Consider the following 25590-nt stretch of genomic DNA (forward strand, 5'->3'; position numbering starts at 1 on the left):
CGAATCCCTTTCAATCTTGTTTTCCGACAGTTAAACCGTTTATAAGCGGTAGTTGCCGCCGCCCTTTTCGTTTTACGGGTTATTCTTCCGCCGGACTGTCGTCCTTTTTCTTTTTCCGGGTTCCCAAGGGGCCGCTGAATTTCCCCCTGTTGAGTTTTACCCCATGCCTGTGGAGCACGCTGAATACCGAACTCCGACTGCTGTACCCGCTTACCGCCATGATGTCCTCGAATGAATGGCCGTTGACATACATGTCAACAATAGTATTTTCCTTGTCGGCCTTATCCATAGCCTTCATCGTTTTCTTCGGAATCTTCGCGTTCTGTTGCAGGTTCAAGACACGTGCGGACGAATATCGCAGTATCGCCACCTCTTCGGGAAGCGCCCCGAACATCTCCAGCACATCGGCAACCGTCGTTTCGGGAAACAGTTTACCCCGTGAGTCGATCCGGTCATGGATGGATATGATGCGTACCACCTTGATACGGCACAACTCAATGAAAGCCGACAGTTCGCGCGACCCTCGGAGGGCATTGCTGAATTTGGCCACCACTACCTCGTCACCCCTTTCGAGGCTCGCCACAAGCTGTTTCCATTTAGGCCGTAGCGCCTCGCTTTCGACCGGTTCCTCTATCACTTGTACACAGCCGTACTTCTGCATCCATTCTTTGTCAGCCTCGAACCCGTCGTAACGATCCGCCTTAAATATGTAACCTACTTTTGCCATCTCATTGTACACTTCTATGATAACAAGTACAAATATAACAGTTTTATTTTAAACTAAACCATACTTTGAACGGAAAATCGAATAAAGCACTTAAATCTCCCGTTTTTTTCACTTGTTTTCATTGAAAATCAAACTATTAAGTGTAATGTTAAAAATAGCTTATAAAACAAATTTCAACACTTGCCATCTTGAAAATAATACTTAGATTTGCGCTGTAAAATTCAAAATTGAACAATGAATAGTAGAAAATCATACTTAAAAATCATACTTCCCATTGCTGGACTTTCTGCCGCTTCGATTGCCGTTTTCACATTCCCGTCATGCGACAGTCCGAACGGCAAATCACTGGCGGAACCCCAAGACACGCCTGCCGGTCTGTACAGAGAGTACCTCTCCGAGATACGCAAGTCCCAAGAACTTTCCTTTGAAGAGCTGACTGTATGTATCGGGGAATGGCAAACCTTGAAAGATTCCGTGGCTGCAGCCATTCGGCAGGACACGGCCCGTCAGGCCCATTCCGGCACACGGGAAGAATGTCGTCTGTTACACGACTCCATTTGCTCGGAACTTTCCCGGTTGGCCCTGTCGAAACCGCGCACCTACAAGGAAGTGTTGAGCTTAAAAGAGCGGTTCTCTCCCTATGCCGGAGACGTGGAACTACACCGTTCCGCCGAGGAGATCCGCCCGTTTTTCGCAGCGCTGGATAAACGGCCTGCCTACCGTGGCAACAAGGAGCAAACGCTGTCGGCATATCGTAAGTTGCTTGCCGGAACCCTGAACAACGGCATACACGACAGTCGTGACCTCAAGAGATTCATCGAGAAAGAAGACGCCGTTTTTCGCGCTTTTCTGTCCGGTCTGCACGATTCCGGCAGTGCAAACATGGCCGACATTACCCGCGACACGGAGAAGTGCTGTTCCGAGGTGTTTCTCGCTGCCGGACGCAAAGAGATTACCTACAAGGAGGCCCTGATATACATGGCCCTGCGTGCCGACCGCCGACTGATACAGAACGTGCGTACCTGTCTCGACGACATACATCGGGGCGAAATCGCGACACCCGAACAGGCGCACGCCTACATCTGGATGATACTCCAGCCCTACGCTTCCTTGGACGGCCTCTGTATGACGCTTCTTTCCCCAGAGGATAAGAAAGCCCTCGACCGGATTGCGACCGAAACACCCGGCGCTTTCGAGACACTGCGTAAAATCCTGTCGTCAGAGAACAACCGGTTGGACGAGCTGCCCGGTATGCTCATGGAGATATTCATCGCCTCTTTGTAAAAGCCTATTCATAAAATAAACGATATATGATTATGTTACGACACTTTCTGGATGACTTCATGTCGTTCGTACCCCTGCAAATGCCGCAGCTTCTCAATGTGGCGACAATGGAGGAGCCGCAGTTTTACGGCGACTACGTTCTGCTCACGTTCCCGTTGCGGGACCCCTATGATTTGGAGGAGGTCATGGACATATTCGAGGACGACATGGAGCTGATCACGCTCTACCACCATGTGCCGGTCGGATTGGAAAAATCCGGTCATAGCACCTGTGCCTACTCCAATCCCGCTTTCGGACAAATGTTCAAGATGAACGCCCGGACAGACGCGGACGGTAAGGTAAACCGCGTCATCGCGACCGTTTACGATTCGTTGGAACTGATGTACGGCGACCTGTCTCTCGACTTGAAACTCCACACCGGAAACGGCAGCTTCAAGTACAAGAAGGAGCTGGAAGACGTGCTGTTGGATTTCATGTAAAACAGTTCCTATGCGAAACACGATATATCGCCAGATGATTTTCTGCATCGACACATACCGCACATGGATAGAGGTGGCCGATGACAACCTCTACAAGGAGCACGTCATTCCGAGGAACAACCGGACCGATTTCCTGGTTTCCCGCACGCTGGTACTGCGTGCTTGCAAACCGCATGGCACATACGACCGGGGCATGACGTGGACGATTCCGGAGCATGATCTGGACGCGGCACTGGCTACATACCGCAAGCAGAACGGCATATTCAAGTCCCGGATGAAGAAAGGCGCATCGTCCCTGACAGCTGAAGACACCGAGAACATTATCCGCTTGGCCACCCACGGGATTGTCCGCTTGGAACTCGTGGTACGGCCCGTTCACATACCTTCAAAACCCTATTACCTGTTATGACTTGGATTATATTACAGTTTGTGTTTCTTGCAATGCCTGTCGTCCTTCCGGCACTGTTGTACAGGAGCAGACGTTACTTCATGGCAAAATTCTACGATAAAATGATATGGAGCGAAAAGGCCCGCAGGTTGTACACCCATGTGCTGCTTATCGTATTGCTCCTCTTCCATTATGTCTATACGAGCGGACACCCCGGCGAGTTCGGTGTTGTGCCATCCACCATTGTGTGTGCCGCATGGGCCTCTTTCCGGCGGGCGGACCGATGGATGCGCTGTTTGCTCGACCGGCCGAAACGTTTCGTCTGGTTTGCGCTCTTGGCATTGGTCATCGGCTTCGTGCCGCATCTGTACACGATGTCCGTAACCATCGCCTTTATTCTTTTGGCTGCCCTGTTCTACCCGTCGGCAAGGGTCATGTCCGAAAGGACAGACATGCGCAAATTCCTCGAATGGCTGGAATATCCCGGAGCATTAGCCGACAGTTATCATAGTATCATCACGCAAGACTGCCATGATAATGCGGATAATGGCAGTCCATACAATCCGCACGATATGAATCATCAAAAACAGAACGAAAATGAGAAATAGAAATGAAGCACCCGCCACCATACTGGCCAACACGGAAGTGTTCGACTATCTGAAAGAAAAAGTCGGCGAGCGGAAAACAAGAACAGAAGCCTACTGCGACCTGTTGGATAAATCGCTGGCAGGTTTCGTCTCCCCGTTTTTAAGGAAACAAGACTACGACCTCGGTCCCTGCCAGTGCCATGTGACCGTTTCCGACCTTGCATCCGAGTGGCATTGGCACCGCGCCACCGTCCGCTCGTTTCTGGACACGCTCGAAGCATTCGGGCAGTTGGAACGTATCCGGCTGGCGAAAAGCGTCATCATTACCATGCACCTGCGAATCGGCACGCCTGACATGCCGGACAGTGGGCAGAAAGAAACGGACTTTGCCACAAGAATACAAGGAATATTGTACGATTGGGTGATTGGCAAAGCAACTTCTTTCGATGTCGGCAAATCATGCGGACAAATCATGCGTCAGACCTTGGCGGAGATAACCGGACAGGACAGCCGGGCCTATCCGGACAACCATTCCGGCACGACATCCGTGCATACCCTCCGATCAGAAGAACAATTGCGTGAGACCGTTTTGGAGTGTATCGCCCATGCCGCCCTATGGCGGGTTCTGCGCAAGTCGAGATTCGACGACGGCTCACCGCTCGTGCAGTTCTTCCGGTCCGATCTCGGTGGGGAATGGGCGGCGTTCATCGAAGCCTCGAAAGAGCTTGCAGAGCTTGTTATCGACGGAAAGCCGGATGGAACGGATTTCGGTACGGACGAAGAGACGGAACGCCTCGAATCGCTTCGTAAACCCTTTCTATCGCTTTTAGCGAAGGCGCAGGAAGAAAGTTGAACAGGGATTCGCAGACAAAGATTGTATAACCACGGGCAATTCTCCCCGGTTCAGGTTCAAATATCCTTCCAGTTATAGCAGGCATCCGGGCTTGCCCGTCTGCCACTGAACAAAGGGAAGGGGGAGCCTAATACCCCGACCGACATTCGTCGGTGGGAAGGGTGTCCGTACAAGCAGCAAGCTGGGGACACGGGGGATTGTCCGAAATAACACGGAAGCAGTATGGCAAATGCAAAACAGGTTCTTGACGTTCAAGTGTCGAAAGGAATCACCGCCGCCCAAGGCAACGAACATCTGCGCAATCGCAGCAAAGAGGCAGAGAAGTACGCCATGAGTAAGGGCAACTACGATCCCACTCGCAAACATCTGAACTTCGAGATTGCGTCCGGAGGCAAGATACGCCCTATTGACACGAGCCGTAATATCCCGGAACGGATGGCGGACATATTGGGCCGTCGCGGAATAAAGGACCCCAACGAGGGACTGATCGAACCGAAATACCGCACGGTGGTAAACATCATCTTTGGAGGTTCGCGGGAGCGGATGCACGAACTCGCATTCGGTACGCAGAAGGTGGATTTTGAAAAAGGTGCGGACAATACCAGCATCAAAAGGAAGAGCGACATCGAACGTTGGGCAAAGGATGTCTATTCATTCGTTTGTGGCAGATACGGAGAGCAGAATGTTGCCGCCTTCATTGTACACCTCGACGAGTTGAATCCGCACGTGCATTGCACGCTTCTGCCAATCAAAGACGGGAAGTTTGCGTACAAGGAGATATTCGCCGGAAAGGACAAGTTCGAATATAGTGCGAGAATGAAACAGCTCCATACGGACTTTTTCGCCGAGGTCAACACGAAATGGGGAATGGCGAGAGGCCGGAGCGTCGCCGAGACCGGCGCACGGCACAGGACGACGGAAGAATACCGCCGTATGCTCTCGGAAGAGTGTACAACTATCGAGGAGAATATTGACCGCCACCAAAAAGTGCTTTCCGATCTTCATTCGGATATACGGCTGGCAGAGCGCAGGGTAAAGGGTCTCACTTCAATGGTGGAAAACCTGCGACGAGAGAAATCCGAAAAGGAGGCCCAACTGGCAGCACTCGAAAATGACATGAACTCCCGAAAAGACGATGCCTTGGCCATATCCGCCGAGAAAGAGAAACTCGAAAAAGAACTGGTCGCTATCCAAGGGAAACTGGCAGACAAACAGGAGAAGTTACAGACTGCCGACCGACAGCTTTCCGACCTCAAAGAGAATATGGATGCCATTCAGGAACGCACGGAACAGCTTAAGGAAGAAGCCTACGAATACACCCGTGATGTACATTCCAAAGTGGACAGCCTGCTCAAGGATGCCATGCTGGAAAACATGGTCGATGAGTGGCGGGAACTGTCGGCACGTATGAAGCCCTCCGAACGGCAACTGTTCGATGGCACCCTCGTGCGCTCCGTGGCAGAACAAGGCACGGAAGTCATGCACTGCGCCACACTGTTGTTCCTCGGCATGGTCGATGATGCCACTACATTTGCCGAAACACGTGGCGGAGGTGGTGGCGGCAGTGACCTCAAATGGGGACGCGATGACGACGAGGACAACCGGGCATGGGCGCTCCGCTGCATGAGAATGGCGAGCCGCATGATGCGTCCGGCCATCGGCAAAAAGCCCAAACGATAAATGGCAAAGATTGCCTGAAAACTGAATAGATTACAATTAAAAAATTGGAATTATGACAAAGAATATCATCTTTATCTTTGCGGCGTTCTGTACGCTGCAAGCCCGTGCGGATGTACAACCCACGGAGAAGGATACTGTACGCTGCATGTTCCGTTACGATGACACTGAACTGCTGCAGCCGTTACAGCCCTCATATCTTGACGGAGTGGTCGTCCCGGCACGGGGAAACGGCAACTGGTTCGTCAGTATCGCCGGAGGCACGACGGCCTTTCTCGGCACCCCGCTTGGCTGCGAAGACCTGTTCGGGAGGTTGAAACCCTCGTATAGCCTTGCCATTGGCAAGTGGTTCACCCCGTGGGTAGGCGCACGCATAAATTATAGCGGCTTGCAGTTCAAGGACGGTACGCTGGCCGTGCAGGAATACCACCACCTCCATGCGGATCTGCTATGGAATGTGCTCGGCGGCAGTTATTCCCGTCAGGAACAGGTACGCTGGCATCTGGCTCCCTTTGCCGGTATCGGGCTGCTGCATCATGCGACCAACGGGCATAACCCGTTTGCAGTCTCTTATGGTATACAGGGGCAGTACCGGATTTCCAAAAGGGTAAGCGCCCTCGTGGAACTCTCCGGCGCAACCACTTTCCAAGATTTCGACGGGTATGGTAAGGAGAACCGTTTTGGTGACCACATGTTATCGCTTACCGCCGGATTTTCTTTTCATATCGGCAGGGTCGGTTGGAAACGCGCCATAGACCCAAGTCCTTATATCCGCCGCGATCAGTGGCTTGTCGAGCGCGTAAATGCTTTGTCGGAAGAGAACCGTCTTTATGCAGGGCAGCATGACAGAGACCGACGGACACTCGCTGAGCTGAAAAAGATTCTGGAAATCGAAGGATTGCTCGACAAGTACAGCCATCTTTTTGATGACGACGATGCATTCGACGGCAACCGTTATCCCAAAAACAATTACAGCGGTCTGAACTCGCTTCAAGCGAGACTTAAGAACCGGAAGTGGGACGGGAAATCTCCCTTGGATGGGAAGGGTACACAATCTGCCGACACAATTCCCCTTTGTGCGGGTCAAGACACACTCTGTATGCAATATTTGGCTCGTATGCAGAACGGAAAAGAGTGTATCGGCTCACCCGTGTATTTCTTCTTCCAACTCAATACGGCGCGTCTCACGGATACCTCCCAGACGCTTAATCTCGACGAGTTGGCAAGAGTAGCGAAGAAGTACGGGTTATCGGTAAGCGTCATTGGTGCAGCTGACAGTATGACCGGAACAGCATCCGTAAACAATGTCTTGAGTGCATCAAGAGCCGATTATATCGCTGAAGAATTAATCAAACGTGGGGTGTCGGGCGACAAGATAACCAAAACTCACCAAGGCGGCATTTCCGATTATGCGCCCAATGAGGCCAACCGCCATACAAAGGTTATGCTGCATCTCAAATAATACTTTTTGTTCATACGATATAAAAACATTTTTTTTCGTTTATGGAGAGCCTGTCTGTGAAGATCGGCTCTCTTTTTAAACGGAAATCTGACTGTTTGATATTTTCTAATCGGTAACGAACATCGTAATTATTTATTATATACTATCTTTGCATTCAGTCTTTTACCGGTATAATTCATGAACATGCAAAACTCTTATCTGACCTCGAAGCCGCACTACGAGATTCTGGACGGACTGCGCGGTGTGGCGGCTGCTATGGTAGTGGCCTTTCATCTGCTGGAAGCGCATTCCGGCGGCAACCATCTGAACCAGATTATCAATCATGGCTATCTGGCAGTCGATTTCTTCTTCATGCTTTCGGGTTTCGTCATCGGCTACGCATACGATGACCGTTGGAACCGGATGAGCACGGGAACCTTCTTCAAGCGTCGTCTTATCCGGCTACAGCCTATGGTGATCATGGGGAGTATCGTGGGAGCCGCGCTCTTTTGGTTTCAGGATGCCCCCTGTTATCCGGCAATGGAGGGCGTGTCCGCCGGTGCGGTGCTGCTGGTCATGCTGCTGGGTTGTACGTTACTGCCTCTGCCGCTGAAGTGGGACGTCCGGGGATGGATGGAAATGCACCCGCTGAACGGGCCGGCATGGTCGCTTTACTACGAATACATCGGCAACATATTGTACGCCTTGTTCATCCGCAAGTTCAGCAAGACGGCATTGACTGTCCTCGTGGCGATAGCGGCGTGCTTCACGGTACACCGCTGCCTTACCGCACCTGCCGGCGACATCGTGGGCGGATGGGCTTTGAACTGGGAACAGCAGTACGTGGGACTGGTCCGGCTGATGTACCCCTTCTTTGGCGGACTGCTCCTGTCCCGGCTTGGCTGGCTGATACGCACCCGCAAGAATGCTTTTGGGTGGTGCAGCCTGATGATAATCGCCGTGCTTTCCGCGCCCCGTATCGGTGGGGAGGACGGGTATTGGATGAACGGGCTTTACGAGGCTTTCTGCATCATCTGCATTTTCCCGGTTATCGTCTCGATGGGAGCGGGAGGCAGGATAACGGGCAAACGCTCCGCTGCCGTATGCAAGTTTCTGGGCGACATATCCTATCCCGTCTATATCACCCACTATCCGCTGGTCTATATTTATACGGCATGGGCGTTCAACCGTCAGGCGACACTTGCCGAAGGCCTTCCTTACATGCTGCTCACGTTCGTCGGGGCGTTCGCGCTTGCCTATGCCTGCCTGAAGTGCTATGATCTCCCGGTGCGCAAATGGCTCACGGAACGTTTCTTGAAGAAGAAATAAAAAGCGGTAAAGAAATCCTATATTTATTATCGTATTTCTGTCGGATGACAGATAAAGTTCCGACGCCGAAGGTGTTTTGCGGACGACACAATCAGATAACGCGAACCCAAATGTCTATTACTGTTTCGCTGATAGAAGAAAAGCCCCTTGATGCCTTTGCCATAGGTTTGAGGGGCTTTTGGGGAGGCTACAAACCTCTTTTTGTTGAATAGGTTCTTTTGATATTGTCACACCTTTTTCTATCCCGACCGACGTATAAAACGTGCGTGTGCATGTCGGTTGTACAGGCCAAAGACATACCGGGAGAATAAAAACAGCACTGCCCGCCTGTAGAGGGGTTTCCTACAGACGGGCAGTGAGTAAGACACGGAATTAAAGTTTGGCGGTTGTCACTGGATAGTTACGCCACTGGGCGGTACGTAGGCTGCACGGATGCGGAGAGGTCTATTGATGCGGGGTGCTTTACCGGTAGTGCCGTTATCATTCGTGTATATATCGTCCCAATCACTTTCTGCATAACCACCGTCTGGCAGGGCCTTGGTGGCACGGGCATAGCTGGTGCTCTCTGGATAGATATACGCAGGCCATATTCCTGTTCTATCTTTTGCTGCCGCCGATGACCAGTAGAAATTGTTCTGGAACTCCGTGTATGTATTGTAATAAGAGGTAAGAATACTTTCCAGTTGGGAGATACCGGGCAGGAACCAACCGGAAGAATTGCTCATGCCCTGTACGGCTCCATTGGCATTGCGCTTGTTCTTGTTATAGCAATATTCCGCCGCTGAGCGGGGTTTTTCGTTCAGGTTCATTTCTGATTGTCCAGCTTGGGTAATAATGCGCCGGGTAGCTGCCGCCCCATGTTTGTTTCCTTCCGTCCATTCGTTATTTAGCGGACCTCCGATGTATTCACCATTACAACCCCATTCCAAACCGTCATAGATATAATCCCCTTCAAACTCGTTCAGGGGGTCGTAATGGGATATATATTCCTCATAGGCTTCCACGTAGATAGTGCCTTGAAGTCTGCCTTCATAATACCACTGTACCGGCAACAGACCGTGCTGTACGATTTCAATGGTACGGGTACGTGGCGTCTGCGTGTTGTTGTCGGTGTACGAGATGTTGACGGTGGCGGTGCGGTCTTTCGTGCTTAGGTTTTCGTCCAAGTAGAAATAGATGCGGTCACGGCTCCTGCTGATGGTGTATTCGGTGTTTTGGGCAAGGGTGTTGGTCACCAAGTCCGTGGTGAAGTATTTGCGTTTGCCGTTTCCCGCAGTCCATTTCTGTCCGGTCGCCAAATGGGTATCTGTACTCATGTCGGCAGAGAGTGTTCCATTCTCCATATTTTCGGCTGGCACACGTTCCATGCGTATCCAAGTGTGACTTTCCGGGTCGGCTATGCTGACTTTCATCTTTGGATTCTCATCTTCCTCGAAGAGGTACACGTCCAAAGGTGTGATACAGAAGTGGGCGTCGTGGTCACGCTCGCGCAGCATGGACAGGTAGAACGGGTTGTTCTGCTCGGTGATGTTGACGCGGGCATCGAAGGTGATGTGGTCCGGGTTGTTGCCCACATGGGTCAGTCCGCTGATGACGATGTTGTTGGCGTAGTGCCTGTTGCGTATCACCTTGAAGTCATTCACCGGGTTGCCTCCGAGATAGAAGGTATATTCGGCCTCGATGGTGGTGTTATCCTGATTTGCGGGCAGGGAGGGGTCGCCGTTATAGGTAGTGTAGTAGGCTCTCATCTTGAAATAGGTAGCCTTACTGTTTTCGCCTACAAGTCTCGGCTTCCACCGCTGCTTGTCAACATCGTCCTCTACTCCAGCCGGATACTGATAGTTTTCCGGATCTTCGTCCGGTTCAATCATGTTCTCGAACATGTAGAAGGTCAGGGAGGCGGCCCCGCCGTGGTTGTAAACGACGGCATCGCTCTGTATGTTTTCTACATTGCGGTATGGCTCATCGGTAGTCAGGCTGGTCTGGCCATCGGCAGGCTCGGTCAGGGGTACGGCGGTAGGCATGTTGTACACGCCCCATTCCGCAATGGAAAGGCGGGGCAGTTGTCCGCTCTCGTCCGAGTGGTCGGAATCGATACTGATGTTGATGTCGATGCGGGCCATCAGTGCCTTGAGCTGCATCGTGAGGCTTCCCTTCTCGGTGAGGTTCACGGTCGCGCTCTTGCCCGCCATCGGCATTCCCGTGCTGGGCAGGGTCGTGATGTCATCGCGGGTGTTAGGAGTATAATTGGCAGGATCGTACACGAACGCTTCGAGCAGCTCCTTGGGCTTTTTCCCGTCTTTGCTATATTGGGGGAAATTATCGGGATAACCGTCGCCGTTGGCATCAGTTACCACCTCCGGAGTCACGTTGGCCAAAGCGTAGATGGTAGTTTTTTTTGCGAGTGCCGGATCTTTAAACACGTCCGTAGGAATGCTGACATTGGTCGTATTCGCCGACGGAGCCATATACGGCGAGAATACTTTCGTGTTGCTCGATTCCAGATAGTCGCCGTTTTCGTCGAAGAAGAACAGGTAGAGCTGGTTGATGCGCTTCTCCTTGTCGTCCTTGGCGATGGCCGAGCGGGTGACGACTTGCTGCGGCAGCATGTTCTGGCAGACGGCCTCGATGGTGAATCCGTCGCCGGGCGGAACGGTACCGCCGCCAAAGTCCTCCTCCGTGGTGCAGGCTGCCGGCAAGAGCATGGAGGCCACCGGCAGGAAATAATAAAGTATCTTTTTCATCTTTATGCTGTTTTCGGTTGTTGTTTTATTGGATAGAGACGTCGCTGTCGCCCCCGTCTTCCCAGAACTCGTTATCGGCGGCAATAAAGTTCAGCGCGAAGGTTTCGCCCACGAAGTTGAGCTGCGCCGTATAGCGGACACCCGCACGGGGCTGGAACTGTGTCGGACGTTCGGCTGTAGCGGTCTTATCCGCCCCTTTGTAGGTATATTCGACGGAAACCTCCACGTCCTTGCCGAAATAAGTGCCGTCCGTGGCGTTGCTCAACAGAAGCAGGTGCTTGTCGCCTATCGGGCTGACGGAACTGTTGGGAGCTACTGCAAGCCCTGTCTCGTTGTTATATATCTCGTATGTGCCGGGATAGGTGCCGCTGTAGGTGTAGAATCCCTCTTCGTTGGTATTCTTGCTGAAATCGATGGTAATCGAGCGGGTGAAGTGGCCCGACAAGGTAACACGCTTGACGGTAACAGTTTCCTTCTTTTCATCTCCGTAATTGTAGTTGTTCACGGCGAAGCCCAAGCCCGTCATGATGTGGCTGAAATTGAAGCCCACGTTCCCCGTGGTACGCAGGTGGTTATAGACGACGGAAACCATCGCGTCGGGTGTCTGCATGTCGTTCAACGTGGTAGTCGCTACATCGCCCGTCTCGCCGAACGGCATGGTGAACGTCAGTTTCGGCACGCCCCGTGTGGTGGCGCTGGCGGGACTTTCCACTGTAAAACCGTCCTTCGGGTAATAGGCGAAAAAGGTGTACCGATAGCTGTCGGGGGAGGTCGCCGCCGGATTTTCCGTCGTGTTGTACCATTTTCGCGGGCCGCCACTGTTATTATAGTCATAAGTGCAGGCCGAGCCGTTGTAGGTGACGGCTTGATTGAAGAACACGTCGGGGAAGGCGTTGCCGCTCTTGTTACCCCAGTTCGCGCTGCCCGATGCCCAGTCCTTTTCGGTGTTACTGCCACGCTGATAAGGCACGCAGTAGCCCAGTACGCCGAACGTGCCGCCGGTGGGGAATGCGTCGTGGAACGTGCTCCGGGTGAGTTTCTCCACGGTAATGACCGGGGCGGCAAAGTGGATGGCGTCGGGACTGTCGGCTTCGGGCTGCGCCCATTCCTCCTGCTGGCAGGCGGAGCAGAGAAGCAGGAGAGCCGGAAGTATGTATCGTTGCTTCATTTGGATGTTCATTTTATCGTCAAGTTACAGATAGCTTATAATTGGGTTATTGGGTCACGTCGATGGTTACGTTCCCGCCTATGGCGTCGCTCCATGCGTTGACCGTGGGCGGGTCGAACACGATATAGCCTCCGCCGGTGAGGGTGAACGAGTAACGGTAATGGTTCGCCGCCTCCCACATGCTCACGGTGGTGGCAGGCAAGGTGTAGGAAGCGGTCTTTCCCCTCTCGGCATCGGTATCGTAGGTGACAGTCAGTTTCACCCCGTCCGTGAGCGATTGCGGAATGAGTAGCAGGTCGCCCGACACGTCCGCATTTCCGGCTGGAGTTACGGAAGTCTCTTTCTCCACGCTGACGGTTCCCTCTGCCGTGTTGCTCCACAGGGGTTCCTTGCCGCTGTCGTAATCTCCCTTGACATCCAGCCCCTCAAGGGAGATGGAATGTACCGTGGCGTTGCCACCCTCACTGCGTGCCGCAAAGGTGATGCGTGCCAGCAAATGTTGGAATTTGAGGGCTACCGGACCGGGAGGCTCTGTCTGGCCTGCCATGACGGAGATACCCGTCTTTTTCGCCGTCATCAGGTCGTGTCCTTTCGTGGCGTCGAAGCCCTTGACGGTAAATGTGCCGTCCGTGCAGGTGGCGGAGGACACGGCATCGCCCAGCGTTTCCACAGACGGATAAAGGGCGTAGAAGTCGTAGGTATTACCGGGGAGCCAGTATCTCGTGCCCTCGTAACCCCACATGCCGGAAACGTATGTCACTTTTTCGGCGTTAAACACGCTCGTGGCCGTACCGCCCGTTCCGTCGGTGTAGTTCCCCCATACGCTGAACGAGTTTCCATCGGTCAACATTCCGTCCGCGTCGTCGATGGCGGCCCGTGTCACGGCGGGACCGGCAAAACGGATCGCCCCGCTGTTGCCGCTTGTTTCCATGTCCGGGCCCGTGCTTTCCGTACAGGCTCCCAGCAGGCAGGCGACAGCCGGTATGAACAAGGTTTTGAATAGGTTGTTATTCATAATCATACATTGTTTCTTTATATCCGGTTATTTCTGACGCTACCGGTAGCGTAAATAAGGAGCAACACTCCCGTTAGTGGCTATGAGGGGACATTCAACCCCTCATAGCCTGATGTGATGTCTTTTCGGCTATTGATGCAAGCGATTACTCTCCGGCGTTTTCCGGGGTTACATCACTATTTGATGCGTCAGCCCATTCATCTACATCAATAACTTTGAACTCAATTACCTGCTCCTTCAACTCCGGATCAATCGTGCTACCGTTGATTTCTACTGTATAGTTATATTTGAAACCTTCAGTCCATTGGTTCTGTACTGTGCCGCTAACATCGCCTTTATATGCCAATTTTCCTTTGAACTGATTTTCACTTAATTGTTTATTTGCTGCATCATAGAAAGTTGCGGTAAAGGTTACTTCCAGATTTTCGTTGCTTTGTGGAATGACAAAGCAGGTCGTAGTGTGGGTAGCGTCCTTAAATTCTTCGGCAATATCCCCTAATGCTCCGAAATCATAGTCCTCTGTTGAAACACTTTGAGTAGTCCAATTGATATCTGGTTTCCCGCTTTCGGCATAAGTCGCTGTAACATTAGTTGTTTTTACTGCATTCACCTTGATGTCGGAGATTTTCATGGTGTAGTCATAAGCGTCCGTGTTCTTGAACGTGAACTTCACCTGCGACAACATATGGTAGAAAGATAAGTTTACCGGACCATTATTAGCTTCTTTTGCAGTCACCTCTTGGGGTATAGCCACAATCAAATCTTTCGTATTGTCTACCGAGTAATTTGGGAATGTCAACACTCGAGAGGTTGCATTAAACTCTGCATTCTCAATTTTATTACCACCATTGGAGTAAGCGCCAAAACGGTACTTCTTGCCATTTATCCAATAAGCAGTCTGTGTGGGATTCCAAACCGTCCCCTCCGCTCCTACAGTGCCTCCGTCTACCTGAACATTGGTATATACGGAAGTCCATGAATCATCATAGTTTCCGAATACGAAGAACTTCTGAAGATTCTGCTCCGTTGTTTCAGTCACACTACTTCTCGTTGAATGGTTCACGAAAGTTCCGAACTGGATCGCCCGGCTCTGCGGCATATCCACAACTTCTTCGTTCGTACAGCTTGCCAGTGCTGCTACAGCCACTCCAAGCACAAAAAAACTTTTCTTCATAAGATGTAAAAAATTAAATTAAAAATTTGGTTATTTAGTACCTGTTGTTTTATTCGTTTCAGTCAATGGGCAGCGGTATGTCCACCCATTCTCCCCAGCCGTCCACATCTACGTCAAAGCTGCCTCCGCCTTCCAGCCCCTCGTCGTTGGAAATCGACAGCCCGCTCACGACGATAACGCCACCCCGTGGTTGTCCTTTCACTTGGTCTGTGACATCGAACTCGAAGGTCTTGAACTTGCCGTTCACCATTCTCACCTCCAAGTTCAGGCTGTACCTTCGCCCGTCCGTACCGTTTCGTCCGTAATGTTCACCCGGATAGTCGGGTACGCCGAACGACTGTACCAGCGCTTCCGCTCCGTAATCTTCCAGCGTACAGTCGAACATTACCGTGGCTGCGGTTTCTCCGGTATGCCCATCGTTCAGATAGACCGTTTCGGCCATGCCTGCCAAGGCTCCGCGTGCCAAGGCCACGTATTGTTGTCCGCTTTCGAACTCGTAACGTATCATATAGGTGTAAACCAATGGACGCAAGGTAACCGGCAGCTCCGTCGGGGCAAGTGTTTTTTCTGCCGTGTATTCTTCCATGTATGCCCCGTAAAGCATGTCGGGCTGGTTCACGGTACGTTCCCCCGCGTGCAATTCATGGAAAGAACTCCGGGTCACGCCGCGTGTGGTGGCTGTGGCGGATTCCGAAGCGGCCACGCCATCGAACACGATATATTCCGTATCATTGTTGTAGAACAACAGTTCGTGCGTGCCTTCCGGCATGGCGATCCGTCCTCCTTCATCGGGCAGATTGCTCTCTATACGCTGTCCGTCGCTGGTATAGACTTGGACACGTATTCCGTCGGCCGGAGCAGGACACAAATCTTCATAGTCGTACTTCCAGTCCTCTTCCCACAATTTTTCCCAGTCATAGGCGTAAGTACGTTCCCATTCCTGTTCCCAGTCGGAAGAGAGATTCACCTTCACGGAAAGACCATGCTCGTCGTGGTCGTAACACAGGTCTTTCCGGCAGCTCGTGGAAAGGAATGTCAATCCTGCAAACGTAAGCCCCATGAGGGTATATCGTAGCGTTGCTTTCATCGTGCGCCTCCTTTCTTTTTATCGGTATCCCACAACCGCCACACAAGGGCAAACTTCAGTTTCAACGGACCGAAGTAATTCATTCGGTTTGTCTGCTGGTACACGTAGTGCCCGTCGATGGGAAGATATTCTTCGTACTTGCTGTGCATGTACCCCAGACCGATACCGGCTTCCAGCGAGAGCCGCCGTCCGATGGGGAACATGTAGCCGTAGCTGACACCCACCATTTCGGCCTCGCCCTGATAGCCCTCTTTGCCGTTTTCAAGGTCGTACCACGTGAAGCCGCCGAACACGCCGAGGTAGTGGCCGTGCCACGGGCTGCCTTGCTTCTGTCCGAACCACCAGCGTCCCTCCGGGCTGATTGTAGCTACTTGGTAACATTTGTGCTTGCCGTCATTATTCCACCATGCCATGTCGCCTTCGAGGTTCACCGTCCAACGGTCGGCGATACGGTACTCCACTTCGAGCGAAGGCATCAGTATCGCATCGTAGAGCAGGTTGGTCTTAACGGCCAACCGCTGTACTGTCGGTCTATGCGGTTGCACGGTCGCTTCCTTCCGCACCGTTGCCGGCTCGGAGGCCGGTTCCGCCACGCTATCGGGTTGCAGGGCCGGTTCCGGCTCTTTCACTTTCGTCTCTTTTTGGGAAATGACTTTTACGGGCGGTTCGGGTTTCCGGTAGCAGGCCACCGAGAGGCTGGAGCGCAGTTCGGGAAAGAAATTCTCCAGCATGTAGGTGTACGGCATACCGCCCCGCAGGTCCATGAGCTGTTTCTTGCGTCCGTCCACTACGCGACCTGCCTTGTCGAACACCCATACGGGCGTATGGTCAAGGATATGCAGCACCTCTTCCTTGTATAATATGTCCGAGGCGGCGACCATTTGGCGCAGCATGTCCCACGCAATACCTTCTCCATGTATGCAGATCAAACTGTCGGGGATTCCGGCGTGGCGCACGAGATAGGATTTCAGGGAGTCGGCCCTGCGCTCTGACAGCACCCCGTTGAGACGGTTCACACCTTCGGGCGATGCCCACGAGCGTATCACGACGCTTTCAAGGCGGTCCGCACCGTGTTCTTCACGCAGGGTGCGGATAAAACGCTCCAGTTCCGCGCGGTTGTCCCGGAAGAGCATGTCCACTTCCCTGTGGCCCTGCCGGTAATGGATACGGGCCGAGTCCAACTCTTGCGCATGAACATACCCGCCGCAGAATAAAAGAAATAATAACAGTATTCGTTTCATTGTCATAATTCTGTCTATGCCAATTTATTTATATCAGCTATTTATTCAATCTCTGTACGTTTGTCCGTGCCGTGCTTCTTTCTTTAGAGGTAAAAAAGCACCGAACCAACAAATAATCAGCCGGATAACTGTCAGTTATGCCGATTTATTTGTTGGTTAAATCGTTGGTTTAATCGTTCGTTAAAAAGACTATCGGAAAAAAGGTCGTATTATTCGGACACTCCGGGAAAATTTGTCCTACTCAAAGAACTGAAACGCAATTTTTTGCAGATTTTTTTTGTGGATAATTCGTGTTTTTGTAATTTTGTGGCTGAAAACGAACGTAAAATCATACCCTCCGTTTTTGCAACTCCCCTTTCCGTCTTATCTCTTTCTCTTTCATGGCCTTATCTATTTCCTTATAGCGGCTACGGAATTTCATGAATGTATCCCGCGAAATGTCGAAACGCCTGCATATATCGGCAATCGTACAGTTCCGCTTCAACATGCCAACGATGACCTTTCGGTTTTCGATCAGCACGTTCATTTTCGTGTAGCTGCCTTTTTTCCGACCAAGGACGACACCCTCGGCTTTCCGGAGGGCGAGAGCCTCCTTCGTGCGCATCGAAATCAGGTTGCGTTCAATTTCCGCTACCAGACCGAACGCGAAACAAAGTACCTTGCTGTTGATGGAGTTGTCGAACGAATACCCCTCCTTGGTTGTGTAAAGGTTGATTCCCTTCTCCAGACACTTGCCCATGATGGCCATGAGGTCCGTCAGCGTGCGGCTTAGCCGCGAAACTTCCGTGACAATCAGCGTGTCGCCCCGTTTCATGCGCCGTATCAGTCCCCCTAATTTGCGGTCGCACCCCTTCTTCTTGCCGCTGGCGACCTCCGTCACCCACTGGCTGACGGAAAGATTTCTACTGTCGGCGAAACGCCGGATCTCGTCTTGTTGGTTAGCCGGGTTCTGTTTGCCCGTGCTGACCCTTAAATAACCTATTATCATAATCCTTAATTATTTTACGGGAGCGACATTGCCCCCGTCCGGTATAAATAAGGCATGATGGTTCGAAATGAAAGGATTCTGTACATAATTGTATGCGTAACATTTTATTCTTCAACTATTTTAATGTCTTTTCGGAATCTCGTCGGGAAAAACTGGCACGTATGTTTTCTCCGGACAGGCCGTAAGCTCGTGAAAAACATAAACCGTTACGGAGGAAATGCCTCATTCGTGGAACTGCATGAAGTCGGTGCCTATGACAACAGCCATTCTCTGATGCCGGATTTGAAGGGGCAACGAATGGACCGGATGCCCCAAATGGTTGGACGAGCAATGCTGAAATCGAATGATATGCCGAAAAATAAAGAAAAATGCGGTCTTCTCGACAGTAAGCAAGAAGCCGCATTTGTAATAAGTACCCCGATTTCTGTAAGAACGCTTTGTCCGGAAGTTGTCCGTTGAATAGGTTGTGCTTATTTCAATGATTTGCGTAGCAACGGAAGGCGTTTCAGTATATGGCCGATAGAAAGGACAGTTGTAACGATTCCTGCCCAAAAATGACATTGCCCGACCGGGGAACCTGCTCCTTCTATGCCTAACAGGGCAAATCCGGTCAGAACCACGGACAGGAACAGGACCGACAGTACCGCCGTGACCTTGCTTTTCCGGCCTATTCCGTTCTTGGCAGTTCCCTTGTACCAGCCCCAATGCGTCGCTATATGAAATATGGAGGCCATGAGGAACAGCAGGCTCGTCAGGACATGGAAAACTGCCCAATTATGCCATACCTCGTGATTGCCTTCATAGTCGGCCACATGCAATTCGATTCCGGAGTATGCGGACAGGACAAACACGGGAATCAGGCTCCAGTCTATTATAAAAATCTTTTTCATCTGTCTTTCGGTTTTAATAGATGCGGCAAAGTTCGCATCTTCGACTGGAACCGGACGATAACAAATGTAAAGAAATGAACTATCGCCTGTTTCTGATCCTCGACAGGGAAACAGAAGTAATCCCCAAATAGGAGGCAATATAATGCTGGGGAATCCGCTGTATGATAGAGGGGTGTTCTTTCAGCAGTTCTTCATACCGTTGTTGGGGGGTGTTCTTTATGCGGGAAAGGAAGAGCCGCTGATAAACATGGAAGCGTTCGATGATTTTTTCCTCATATATCTGCCGTAGCGCGGGCTTCTGTCCGAGGTTTCTGAAAAAATCTTCCCGCTTCATAACCGACAGTTCTGCCGGCTCTATGCTTTCCAGGGAAAAAAGGCTCGGTGTCCGTTGATACAGGCTGTCGAATGACGCGACGAAATCCCCTTCGAAAAAGAACTGGAAAGTGATGTCCCGTCCTTCGTTGTTGAAAAACAGGCGCAGGCAACCTTTCCGGATCAGGTACATTCTGTCGGCTACCTTGCCTTCTTCCAACAATATCGTTTTAGGAGGAACGGATAATTCGGTTATCTCCGGAAGCGATAGAAAATAGGCGTTTTTATCAGAGTTCATTGTCATTTCATCTTTATTCGTCATGGTTTGATAGTGTATTGTTCATCACGTACTCGGCACAAATTCTGATAGAGACTCATCTACTTTAATAACTTGCGTTCGCTGCCGCCAGTTCCCAATATTCTCATCTGTTGAATGGCTATCTGATTGAGTTTAATCAACCGCTCACCCTGCGGAATACCTTGGTCTATAAATACTGCATTGAGGTTTTCCATATTTGAGAGGCAAATAAGCTCATTGATTGTGGCATAGTCCCGGATATTCCCTTTCAGTTCGGGGTGTTGCTCACGCCACATCTTGGCGGTCATACCGAACATCGCCACATTCAGCATATCGGCTTCATCGGCATAGATAATACTGGCTTGTTTGGCGGTTACCTCTGCCGGGATAAGGTTCTGTTTTATGGCATCGGTATGTATGCGGTAGTTGATTTTCGACAGTTCCCGTTTGGCTGACCAACCGAGTTGCTGTTGTTCCTCGGTCTTTAATCGTTGGAACTCCTTTATAATATACAGTTCAAATTCAACGGAAATCCAGCTTGCAAACTTAAATGCTATATCCTTGTGAGCGTAAGTGCCGCCGTAGCGTCCCGATTTGGAGAGTATGCCTATTGCGTTTGTCGTACTTATCCATTTTGTCGGTGATAAGGTAAAGGCGTTCAGCCCGGCTTCCTTTTTAAACCCCTCGAATTCGAGGGGTTTAAAACTCGGGTTGTACAAACTCTCCCAAATACCCAGATATTCTATTGTATTCCGGTTACGCAGCCAGTTCCCGATAACCGCAGTCGGGTCATCGCTTTTGTATCTTGCTATGTCTGTCAGGCTGATATAATCATTCTCGTTGACTGATATAATTGTGACACTTGTGTCTTTTACTGTAATCTTTGCCATTTTATATTTGATTCTTTGGGTTTTATGTACAAAAGTAATTATAATCTATGAGACTTTCTCCTTTTCAATGAACAATATGACTTTTCCTTTCGGATATAGACAAGGATATAGACAAGGTATTTCGCTACCTCCGGTAATACCTGCTTTTCCCTTATTTCAATCATGTAAAATCACCATAAATAGGTATTGTCCAGTAAATTCAAACCCCGTACTTTTGCAAAAATATAAACGGAAACATCGTTCATTATTTATGCAGGTACTCAAAGAAGACATACGCGGCCGCATATTGGCAGTCGCCGAACAGCGATTCGGGCAGCAGGGGTATTCCAAGACCTCCATGCGCGAGATTGCCGGAGCCGTCGGTGTCGGTGTGGGGAACATATATAATTATTTCCGGAACAAGGACGAATTGTTCTGTGAAGTGGTCCGTCCCGTCCTGCACGCTATGGAAGCCATGTTGCAGGAGCATCACGGCATACGCGGCGAGGACGTGATGACGATGCGTTCCGAAAAATACCTGAAAGCCTGTATCGACGAATACGTTTCGCTCATCGAAACGCATCGCAGCCTGCTGGAGATCCTGTTGTTCCGTGCCCAAGGCTCTTCGCTGGAACATTTTCGCGAAAGCTACACCGACCGTTCGACCGGGCTGGTCAAGGCATGGTTCGCCGCCATGAAGAAGAAGTACCCGAATATAAATACGGCTGTGTCCGATTTTATCATTCACCTGCATACGGTGTGGATGTTCACGCTGTTCGAGGAGCTGTTGATGCACGCGGTGCCCAAACAGGAAATGGAATCCATTCTGCATGACTATATTCTGTTTGAAATTCAAGGTTGGAGGGCCATTATCAAGGTATGACAGATAGAAAAGACACATACGGACAAGCTGCCGTAACGGGGCAGCGGGAAAAGAGGAAATCTTCACAAAGGTTTCCTCTTTTTTTATTCGTGAACAAATCTGAATATCGTTCATTAATAAATATCATAACAAATGAAACAGAGACATAAATTCGAGAGCATTGTCGCCGAGACATTGCTCATTCCGCTCTATTACAGGGCGAAAGAGAGCCGCCGAAAGAACCCGATTCTGAACGACAAGGTTGCGGAGGGGCTGGTGGACAGTCTGGAATACGACTACTCCCGTTTCGACGGGGCGAAGTTGAGCGAGGTCGGCTGCGTCGTGCGCGGGTGGTTTTTCGACCGTGCCGTGCGCCGCTTCATAGGGAAGCACGCCGATGCGGTGGTGGTGAATGTGGGCTGTGGTCTGGACACCCGTTTCCAGCGTATCGGCGACGGGAAGGCCGTATTCTACGACATGGACCTGCCGGAAGTCATCGCGCTGCGCCGCGAGCTGATTCCGGAGCAGCCGGGCAACCCCTACATTGCGGCCTCCCTGCTGGATGCCGGCTGGCTGGACGACCTGCGTCGCCGGCATCCCGATGCGCATTTCATCTTCGTGGTCGAAGGCGTGCTGATGTATTTCTATGAAAAGCAGGTAAAAACATTTCTGCACCATGTGGCCGAGCGTTTCGGGGGCGGCGAACTGTGGTTCGACGTCTGCGGTACGATGATGAGCCGTCACGGAGTGAAACCCGATTCGCTCCGTGAACACGAGGCGCAAATCCGCTCCGGTCTGAGCGACGGGCGTCTGGTAGAACAATGGGAACCCCGCCTACGCCTTTTGGAACAGGCCAATTACATGAAGTTTTTCCGTCCGCGCTGGGGCTTCTTCTTCGGGCAAATATTGGGACGGATGACGCGGCTGTGCTACAAGTTCAGTTCGATGTTGGGATATGAAATCGTATCGAATTCCCGTGACACGGCGGCAATTCTCCATGAAAGATGAAAGAGACGACGATTGAACCTTATCTCCCAATGTTGGAACGGTTCGAAGAATTTTTCAGGGAAGAACTGGCATCCCGTTTGTCGGTCGAATCCGTTGATTCCGTGATGGAAGCGGCTGTCGAGAATTTTCATCGTATCTCCGCAATCATTCCGGATGTCCCGCCGACATCACCATGGGTGAAAAACATTATCGGTATAGCCTATGAGATCGGTCTGTGGCAAGAACTGTCGGCCAGAGGATGGAGTCCGGCAGAACTTTCCATTGTTACGCAGAAAGCATTGAAAAAGCTCACGTTGTCGAGTATCCCTTCTGAAAAAATTTCGGAAATACGCGAAATGTTGTGTTCGCCCGACTATGTGCGTCGCATCGCTTCCGCTTCGCATGTTTCCACAGAGGACGATTGGCTGTTCGATTGCGTGTTGCCGAATGCGGACGATACGTTCGATGTCGGTATGGACATTGCCCGGTGCCCGGTCGCCGAACTCTGTTCCCGTATTGGCGTCGAGTGCTTTTTTCCCTATTTCTGCGTGAATGATTATATCACACACGATGTACTCGGTATCCGGCTGACACGGACCCGCACATTGGCACACGGTGCTTCGTGCTGCGATTTCCGGCTGACAAAAGAGCGGGGAGCGGCTGACGGGGCTGTTGTAATCCGGCCGGAAGATTTACAGGAATTTACCAACAACGGATAGAGAGAATCGGATAAAATTCAATATATGGAAACAAAAGAAAAGAAGAAAGAAGGTCTGTCCCGCCTGTTCGAGATCGCGGGGCAGAAGAAAGGGCTGCTTTTTCTGGCGGGTCTGCTGTCGGCAGGCAGCGCCGTGTGTATGCTCGTACCCTATTGGGCGGTGTACGAGGTGTTGAAAGAGCTGCTGACGCACGGTACAAGCCCGGCTTCGGTGGACGAAGCCGGCATGATTCGTTGGGGCTGGATCGCCTTCTGCGGGCTTATCGGCGGACTGGTGCTGCTGTACGCCGCCCTGATGTCCTCGCACGTGGCTGCATTCCGCATTCTGTACGGATTGCGTGTCCGGCTGTCCGAGCATATCGGCAAGCTGTCGCTGGGTTATCTCAACAACACCTCTACCGGAGCCATCAAGAAGACGATGGAGCAGAACATCGAGAAAATCGAGGGATTCATCGCCCACACGATTCCCGATTTGGTGAACGTAGTGGCGACGGTCGTGGTGATGCTCGTCATCTTTTTCTCGCTGGATACATGGCTGACGGCGGTCTGTCTGGCCGTGGTGCTGTTGAGCTTCGCCCTGCAATTCTCCAATTTCATGGGGAAGAAGGCACGGGAGTTCATGAGTATTTACTATGATGCGCAGGAAAAGATGAGCGCCTCCGCCGTGCAGTACGTCAGGGGAATGCCCGTGGTGAAGATATTCGGACAGAGCGTCCGCTCGTTCCGGCAGTTCAACGCCGAGATACAGGCTTACAAGACGTTCGCCCTGAAATGCTGCGACACCTACCAGAACGGGATGATCGCGTTCACCGTCCTGCTGGGTTCGATGGTGACGTTCATTCTTCCCGTGGGTATCCTGCTGATACAAGGGAATCCGCAGTCGCTCGCATTGGCCGCCGTATGGCTGTTTTTCATCATCATGGGACCGGGTGTGGCTTCGCCCATCTACAAACTGACGTTCCTGGGCGGAAACACCAAGGAGATCGACGAAGGCGTGGCGCGTATCGACCGCATTCTGGAGAAAAAGCCCGTTCCCGAACCGGAACACCCCGAAGTGCCGCAGTCGTATGAGGTGGAGTTCCGCCACGTGTCATTCTCCTACGAAAATACGGAACAGGGCACACGTACCGAGGCGCTGCGCGATGTTTGCTTCACGGCGCCGCAAGGCCGGATTACGGCGCTCGTGGGGCCTTCGGGAAGCGGCAAGTCCACCGTCGCGAACCTGATTCCCCGTTTCTGGGACGTGGAGCAGGGCGAGATTCTCATCGGTGGCGTGAACATCAAGAACATCGCTACGACGCAGTTGATGGATACCGTTTCATTCGTCTTTCAGGATACGTTCCTGTTCTACGACACGCTGTACGAGAACATCGCCGTCGGTTCCCCCGCCGCAACGAAAGAAACGGTCGTGGCGGCGGCCAAAGCCGCCCAGTGCCACGAGTTCATCGAGCGGCTGCCGCAAGGCTACGAGACGAGAATAGGCGACGAGGGCGTGTATCTGTCGGGCGGCGAGGCGCAGCGGGTATGCGTGGCCCGCGCCATTCTGAAGAATGCGCCGATACTGGTACTGGACGAAGCCACGGCCTTCGCCGATCCGGAGAACGAATACAAGATGCAGCAGGCCCTTCAATCCCTGATAAAAGGCAAGACCGTGATTATTATCGCCCACCGGCTGTCGTCCATCGTCTCGGCGGACAACATCGTGGTCTTGCAGCAGGGACGGATCGTACAGCAGGGCCAGCACGACGACTTATCCGTCGCCGAGGGGCTCTACAAGAACATGTGGGATGCCTATACGAGCGCTTATCATTGGAAGTTGAACAAAAATTGAATACGGAGATATGAAAAAGAATAGTTTCTTGAACGATATTTTACAGAATACGAGTTGTCCGCAGGGATTCTGGGGACGGATGATTTTGCGGGGAATGAACTGTTTCCACGCTTCGCTGGCCCATCGCGGCATGAAACAGGTGGACTGGCGGCCGGAATGGAATGTGCTGGACATCGGATGCGGGGGCGGCGCCAACGTGAAGCGTCTGCTGAAGCTGTGTCCGCAGGGAAAAGTTTACGGCATGGACCTGTCGGAGGAGAGCGTCGCCTTCGCCCGCAGGCACAATGCGGGAGAACTGGACCGCCGATGTTTCATACAGCAGGGCGATGTCTGCTCCCTGCCTTACGGGGACGGGGCCTTCGATGCCGTTACGGCCTTCGAGACCGTCTATTTCTGGTCTTCCGTCAGCAAGGCGCTGGCCGAAGTCTTCCGCGTGATCCGGAAAGGGGGCTGCTTTCTCATCAGTCTGGAAGCGAGCGACCCCGAACTCGGAAAGGCGTGGACGGAGCGGATAAAGGGAATGACGGTGTACGGAGCCGAAGAACTGAAACAGTTGCTGTCCCAAGCCGGCTTTTCCGACATCCGGGTAATTCAGAAAAAAGAAGAACTGCATATCGTCGCACATAAATGAAAGGAGTGGA

25 protein-coding genes are annotated in these 25590 nt (G+C 51.7%); 14 read left to right on the top strand and 11 right to left on the bottom strand.

Features of this window, described 5'->3' with window-relative positions:
• Nucleotides 1-79 precede the first annotated feature (79 nt).
• Entirely contained in the window at nucleotides 80-727 is a 648-nt protein-coding gene (locus BACCOP_RS18770) for a recombinase family protein (RefSeq protein WP_007571946.1), read from the bottom strand.
• Nucleotides 728-961: 234 nt separating this feature from the next.
• On the opposite strand from BACCOP_RS18770, the gene BACCOP_RS18775 reads away from it, so the two are divergent.
• The 8 genes from BACCOP_RS18775 to BACCOP_RS18810 all read left to right on the top strand — a co-directional run bounded on the left by BACCOP_RS18775 (nucleotide 962) and on the right by BACCOP_RS18810 (nucleotide 8765).
• Nucleotides 962-2011 carry a hypothetical protein gene (locus BACCOP_RS18775; protein ID WP_007571947.1) on the top strand — a complete coding sequence of 350 codons (1050 nt, stop codon included), beginning with the start codon at nucleotides 962-964 and terminating at the stop codon, nucleotides 2009-2011.
• A 26-nt stretch (nucleotides 2012-2037) separates the two neighbouring features.
• Complete coding sequence (locus tag BACCOP_RS18780) at nucleotides 2038-2490, top strand: hypothetical protein (protein WP_007571948.1); 453 nt, start codon at nucleotides 2038-2040, stop codon at nucleotides 2488-2490.
• A gap of 10 nt (nucleotides 2491-2500) precedes the next feature.
• A complete protein-coding gene (locus BACCOP_RS18785; protein ID WP_171059043.1) occupies nucleotides 2501-2899 on the top strand; it encodes a hypothetical protein in 399 nt (132 codons plus the stop codon).
• Nucleotides 2896-3486 (top strand): hypothetical protein, encoded by a 591-nt coding sequence (locus tag BACCOP_RS18790; RefSeq protein ID WP_007571950.1) that lies wholly within the window; start codon nucleotides 2896-2898, stop codon nucleotides 3484-3486. The genes BACCOP_RS18785 and BACCOP_RS18790 overlap by 4 nt, the downstream gene beginning before the upstream one ends.
• The gene (locus tag BACCOP_RS18795) at nucleotides 3476-4318 is read left to right on the top strand and encodes a hypothetical protein (protein WP_007571952.1); all 843 of its coding nucleotides are present in this window, start codon (nucleotides 3476-3478) and stop codon (nucleotides 4316-4318) included. Before BACCOP_RS18790 ends, BACCOP_RS18795 begins: the two co-directional genes overlap by 11 nt.
• 222 nt (nucleotides 4319-4540) lie before the next feature.
• Nucleotides 4541-5998 carry a MobV family relaxase gene (gene mobV / locus BACCOP_RS18800; protein ID WP_007571955.1) on the top strand — a complete coding sequence of 486 codons (1458 nt, stop codon included), beginning with the start codon at nucleotides 4541-4543 and terminating at the stop codon, nucleotides 5996-5998.
• A 52-nt stretch (nucleotides 5999-6050) separates the two neighbouring features.
• Nucleotides 6051-7457, top strand: a complete 1407-nt coding sequence (locus BACCOP_RS18805) for an OmpA family protein (RefSeq protein ID WP_007571956.1) — start codon at nucleotides 6051-6053, stop codon at nucleotides 7455-7457.
• 177 nt (nucleotides 7458-7634) lie between these two features.
• Nucleotides 7635-8765: an acyltransferase family protein gene (locus tag BACCOP_RS18810; protein ID WP_007571958.1), complete on the top strand. Its 1131-nt coding sequence runs from the start codon at nucleotides 7635-7637 to the stop codon at nucleotides 8763-8765.
• A gap of 389 nt (nucleotides 8766-9154) precedes the next feature.
• Here the strand turns inward: BACCOP_RS18810 and BACCOP_RS18815 are convergent, their stop codons facing one another.
• The 7 genes from BACCOP_RS18815 to BACCOP_RS18845 all read right to left on the bottom strand — a co-directional run bounded on the left by BACCOP_RS18815 (nucleotide 9155) and on the right by BACCOP_RS18845 (nucleotide 18182).
• On the bottom strand, nucleotides 9155-11509 hold the full coding sequence (locus BACCOP_RS18815; RefSeq protein WP_007571963.1) for a DUF4906 domain-containing protein: 2355 nt from the start codon (nucleotides 11507-11509) through the stop codon (nucleotides 9155-9157).
• Nucleotides 11510-11534: 25 nt separating this feature from the next.
• Complete coding sequence (locus BACCOP_RS18820; RefSeq protein WP_225719301.1) at nucleotides 11535-12677, bottom strand: fimbrillin family protein; 1143 nt, start codon at nucleotides 12675-12677, stop codon at nucleotides 11535-11537.
• A gap of 46 nt (nucleotides 12678-12723) precedes the next feature.
• Nucleotides 12724-13698 (bottom strand): fimbrillin family protein, encoded by a 975-nt coding sequence (locus tag BACCOP_RS18825; protein ID WP_007571966.1) that lies wholly within the window; start codon nucleotides 13696-13698, stop codon nucleotides 12724-12726.
• 139 nt (nucleotides 13699-13837) lie between these two features.
• Nucleotides 13838-14866 (bottom strand): fimbrillin family protein, encoded by a 1029-nt coding sequence (locus tag BACCOP_RS18830; RefSeq protein WP_007571968.1) that lies wholly within the window; start codon nucleotides 14864-14866, stop codon nucleotides 13838-13840.
• A gap of 58 nt (nucleotides 14867-14924) precedes the next feature.
• Nucleotides 14925-15953: a DUF5119 domain-containing protein gene (locus BACCOP_RS18835; RefSeq protein WP_007571970.1), complete on the bottom strand. Its 1029-nt coding sequence runs from the start codon at nucleotides 15951-15953 to the stop codon at nucleotides 14925-14927.
• Nucleotides 15950-17200: a DUF3575 domain-containing protein gene (locus tag BACCOP_RS18840; RefSeq protein ID WP_007571972.1), complete on the bottom strand. Its 1251-nt coding sequence runs from the start codon at nucleotides 17198-17200 to the stop codon at nucleotides 15950-15952. The genes BACCOP_RS18835 and BACCOP_RS18840 overlap by 4 nt, the downstream gene beginning before the upstream one ends.
• A 322-nt stretch (nucleotides 17201-17522) precedes the next feature.
• The gene (locus BACCOP_RS18845) at nucleotides 17523-18182 is read right to left on the bottom strand and encodes a recombinase family protein (protein WP_007571976.1); all 660 of its coding nucleotides are present in this window, start codon (nucleotides 18180-18182) and stop codon (nucleotides 17523-17525) included.
• 189 nt (nucleotides 18183-18371) lie between these two features.
• Here BACCOP_RS18845 and BACCOP_RS18850 point away from each other — a divergent pair, with 189 nt between their 5' ends.
• Entirely contained in the window at nucleotides 18372-18641 is a 270-nt protein-coding gene (locus BACCOP_RS18850; RefSeq protein ID WP_225719305.1) for a hypothetical protein, read from the top strand.
• Between the two features lie 11 nt (nucleotides 18642-18652).
• Here BACCOP_RS18850 and BACCOP_RS18855 read toward each other — a convergent pair whose 3' ends face one another.
• The 3 genes from BACCOP_RS18855 to BACCOP_RS18865 all read right to left on the bottom strand — a co-directional run bounded on the left by BACCOP_RS18855 (nucleotide 18653) and on the right by BACCOP_RS18865 (nucleotide 20572).
• Nucleotides 18653-19072, bottom strand: coding sequence for a DUF4405 domain-containing protein (locus BACCOP_RS18855; protein ID WP_007571980.1), 420 nt, complete (start codon nucleotides 19070-19072; stop codon nucleotides 18653-18655).
• Nucleotides 19073-19151: 79 nt separating this feature from the next.
• Nucleotides 19152-19706, bottom strand: coding sequence for a Crp/Fnr family transcriptional regulator (locus tag BACCOP_RS18860; protein WP_007571982.1), 555 nt, complete (start codon nucleotides 19704-19706; stop codon nucleotides 19152-19154).
• A 56-nt stretch (nucleotides 19707-19762) separates the two neighbouring features.
• Nucleotides 19763-20572: a KilA-N domain-containing protein gene (locus BACCOP_RS18865; protein ID WP_007571983.1), complete on the bottom strand. Its 810-nt coding sequence runs from the start codon at nucleotides 20570-20572 to the stop codon at nucleotides 19763-19765.
• 250 nt (nucleotides 20573-20822) lie between these two features.
• Between BACCOP_RS18865 and BACCOP_RS18870 the strand changes: the two genes are divergently transcribed.
• The 5 genes from BACCOP_RS18870 (at nucleotide 20823) to BACCOP_RS18890 (ending at nucleotide 25580) form a co-directional block, all read left to right on the top strand.
• Nucleotides 20823-21434, top strand: a complete 612-nt coding sequence (locus tag BACCOP_RS18870; RefSeq protein ID WP_007571984.1) for a TetR/AcrR family transcriptional regulator — start codon at nucleotides 20823-20825, stop codon at nucleotides 21432-21434.
• 132 nt (nucleotides 21435-21566) lie between these two features.
• On the top strand, nucleotides 21567-22421 hold the full coding sequence (locus BACCOP_RS18875; protein ID WP_007571986.1) for a class I SAM-dependent methyltransferase: 855 nt from the start codon (nucleotides 21567-21569) through the stop codon (nucleotides 22419-22421).
• Nucleotides 22418-23119 (top strand): L-2-amino-thiazoline-4-carboxylic acid hydrolase, encoded by a 702-nt coding sequence (locus BACCOP_RS18880; protein WP_007571988.1) that lies wholly within the window; start codon nucleotides 22418-22420, stop codon nucleotides 23117-23119. Before BACCOP_RS18875 ends, BACCOP_RS18880 begins: the two co-directional genes overlap by 4 nt.
• A gap of 24 nt (nucleotides 23120-23143) precedes the next feature.
• The gene (locus BACCOP_RS18885; RefSeq protein ID WP_007571990.1) at nucleotides 23144-24949 is read left to right on the top strand and encodes an ABC transporter ATP-binding protein; all 1806 of its coding nucleotides are present in this window, start codon (nucleotides 23144-23146) and stop codon (nucleotides 24947-24949) included.
• Nucleotides 24950-24959: 10 nt separating this feature from the next.
• Nucleotides 24960-25580, top strand: coding sequence for a class I SAM-dependent methyltransferase (locus tag BACCOP_RS18890; protein WP_007571993.1), 621 nt, complete (start codon nucleotides 24960-24962; stop codon nucleotides 25578-25580).
• Nucleotides 25581-25590 lie beyond the last annotated feature (10 nt).

The organism is Phocaeicola coprocola DSM 17136 (assembly GCF_000154845.1).
GTDB lineage: Bacteria > Bacteroidota > Bacteroidia > Bacteroidales > Bacteroidaceae > Phocaeicola > Phocaeicola coprocola.

What these genes read in the sequence shown, in the direction of transcription:
- BACCOP_RS18790 (WP_007571950.1), top strand. Translation starts at nt 2,896, where the DNA reads ATGACTTGGATTATATTACAGTTTGTGTTTCTTGCAATGCCTGTCGTC.
- BACCOP_RS18815 (WP_007571963.1), bottom strand. Translation starts at nt 11,509, where the DNA reads ATGAAAAAGATACTTTATTATTTCCTGCCGGTGGCCTCCATGCTCTTG.
- BACCOP_RS18840 (WP_007571972.1), bottom strand. Translation starts at nt 17,200, where the DNA reads ATGACAATGAAACGAATACTGTTATTATTTCTTTTATTCTGCGGCGGG.
- BACCOP_RS18770 (WP_007571946.1), bottom strand. Translation starts at nt 727, where the DNA reads ATGGCAAAAGTAGGTTACATATTTAAGGCGGATCGTTACGACGGGTTC.
- BACCOP_RS18810 (WP_007571958.1), top strand. Translation starts at nt 7,635, where the DNA reads ATGAACATGCAAAACTCTTATCTGACCTCGAAGCCGCACTACGAGATT.
- BACCOP_RS18845 (WP_007571976.1), bottom strand. Translation starts at nt 18,182, where the DNA reads ATGATAATAGGTTATTTAAGGGTCAGCACGGGCAAACAGAACCCGGCT.
- BACCOP_RS18865 (WP_007571983.1), bottom strand. Translation starts at nt 20,572, where the DNA reads ATGGCAAAGATTACAGTAAAAGACACAAGTGTCACAATTATATCAGTC.
- BACCOP_RS18860 (WP_007571982.1), bottom strand. Translation starts at nt 19,706, where the DNA reads ATGACGAATAAAGATGAAATGACAATGAACTCTGATAAAAACGCCTAT.
- BACCOP_RS18890 (WP_007571993.1), top strand. Translation starts at nt 24,960, where the DNA reads ATGAAAAAGAATAGTTTCTTGAACGATATTTTACAGAATACGAGTTGT.
- BACCOP_RS18835 (WP_007571970.1), bottom strand. Translation starts at nt 15,953, where the DNA reads ATGAAAGCAACGCTACGATATACCCTCATGGGGCTTACGTTTGCAGGA.
- BACCOP_RS18780 (WP_007571948.1), top strand. Translation starts at nt 2,038, where the DNA reads ATGATTATGTTACGACACTTTCTGGATGACTTCATGTCGTTCGTACCC.
- BACCOP_RS18785 (WP_171059043.1), top strand. Translation starts at nt 2,501, where the DNA reads ATGCGAAACACGATATATCGCCAGATGATTTTCTGCATCGACACATAC.
- BACCOP_RS18825 (WP_007571966.1), bottom strand. Translation starts at nt 13,698, where the DNA reads ATGATTATGAATAACAACCTATTCAAAACCTTGTTCATACCGGCTGTC.
- BACCOP_RS18830 (WP_007571968.1), bottom strand. Translation starts at nt 14,866, where the DNA reads ATGAAGAAAAGTTTTTTTGTGCTTGGAGTGGCTGTAGCAGCACTGGCA.
- BACCOP_RS18870 (WP_007571984.1), top strand. Translation starts at nt 20,823, where the DNA reads ATGCAGGTACTCAAAGAAGACATACGCGGCCGCATATTGGCAGTCGCC.
- mobV (WP_007571955.1), top strand. Translation starts at nt 4,541, where the DNA reads ATGGCAAATGCAAAACAGGTTCTTGACGTTCAAGTGTCGAAAGGAATC.
- BACCOP_RS18875 (WP_007571986.1), top strand. Translation starts at nt 21,567, where the DNA reads ATGAAACAGAGACATAAATTCGAGAGCATTGTCGCCGAGACATTGCTC.
- BACCOP_RS18805 (WP_007571956.1), top strand. Translation starts at nt 6,051, where the DNA reads ATGACAAAGAATATCATCTTTATCTTTGCGGCGTTCTGTACGCTGCAA.
- BACCOP_RS18880 (WP_007571988.1), top strand. Translation starts at nt 22,418, where the DNA reads ATGAAAGAGACGACGATTGAACCTTATCTCCCAATGTTGGAACGGTTC.
- BACCOP_RS18775 (WP_007571947.1), top strand. Translation starts at nt 962, where the DNA reads ATGAATAGTAGAAAATCATACTTAAAAATCATACTTCCCATTGCTGGA.
- BACCOP_RS18855 (WP_007571980.1), bottom strand. Translation starts at nt 19,072, where the DNA reads ATGAAAAAGATTTTTATAATAGACTGGAGCCTGATTCCCGTGTTTGTC.
- BACCOP_RS18795 (WP_007571952.1), top strand. Translation starts at nt 3,476, where the DNA reads ATGAGAAATAGAAATGAAGCACCCGCCACCATACTGGCCAACACGGAA.
- BACCOP_RS18820 (WP_225719301.1), bottom strand. Translation starts at nt 12,677, where the DNA reads ATGAAGCAACGATACATACTTCCGGCTCTCCTGCTTCTCTGCTCCGCC.
- BACCOP_RS18885 (WP_007571990.1), top strand. Translation starts at nt 23,144, where the DNA reads ATGGAAACAAAAGAAAAGAAGAAAGAAGGTCTGTCCCGCCTGTTCGAG.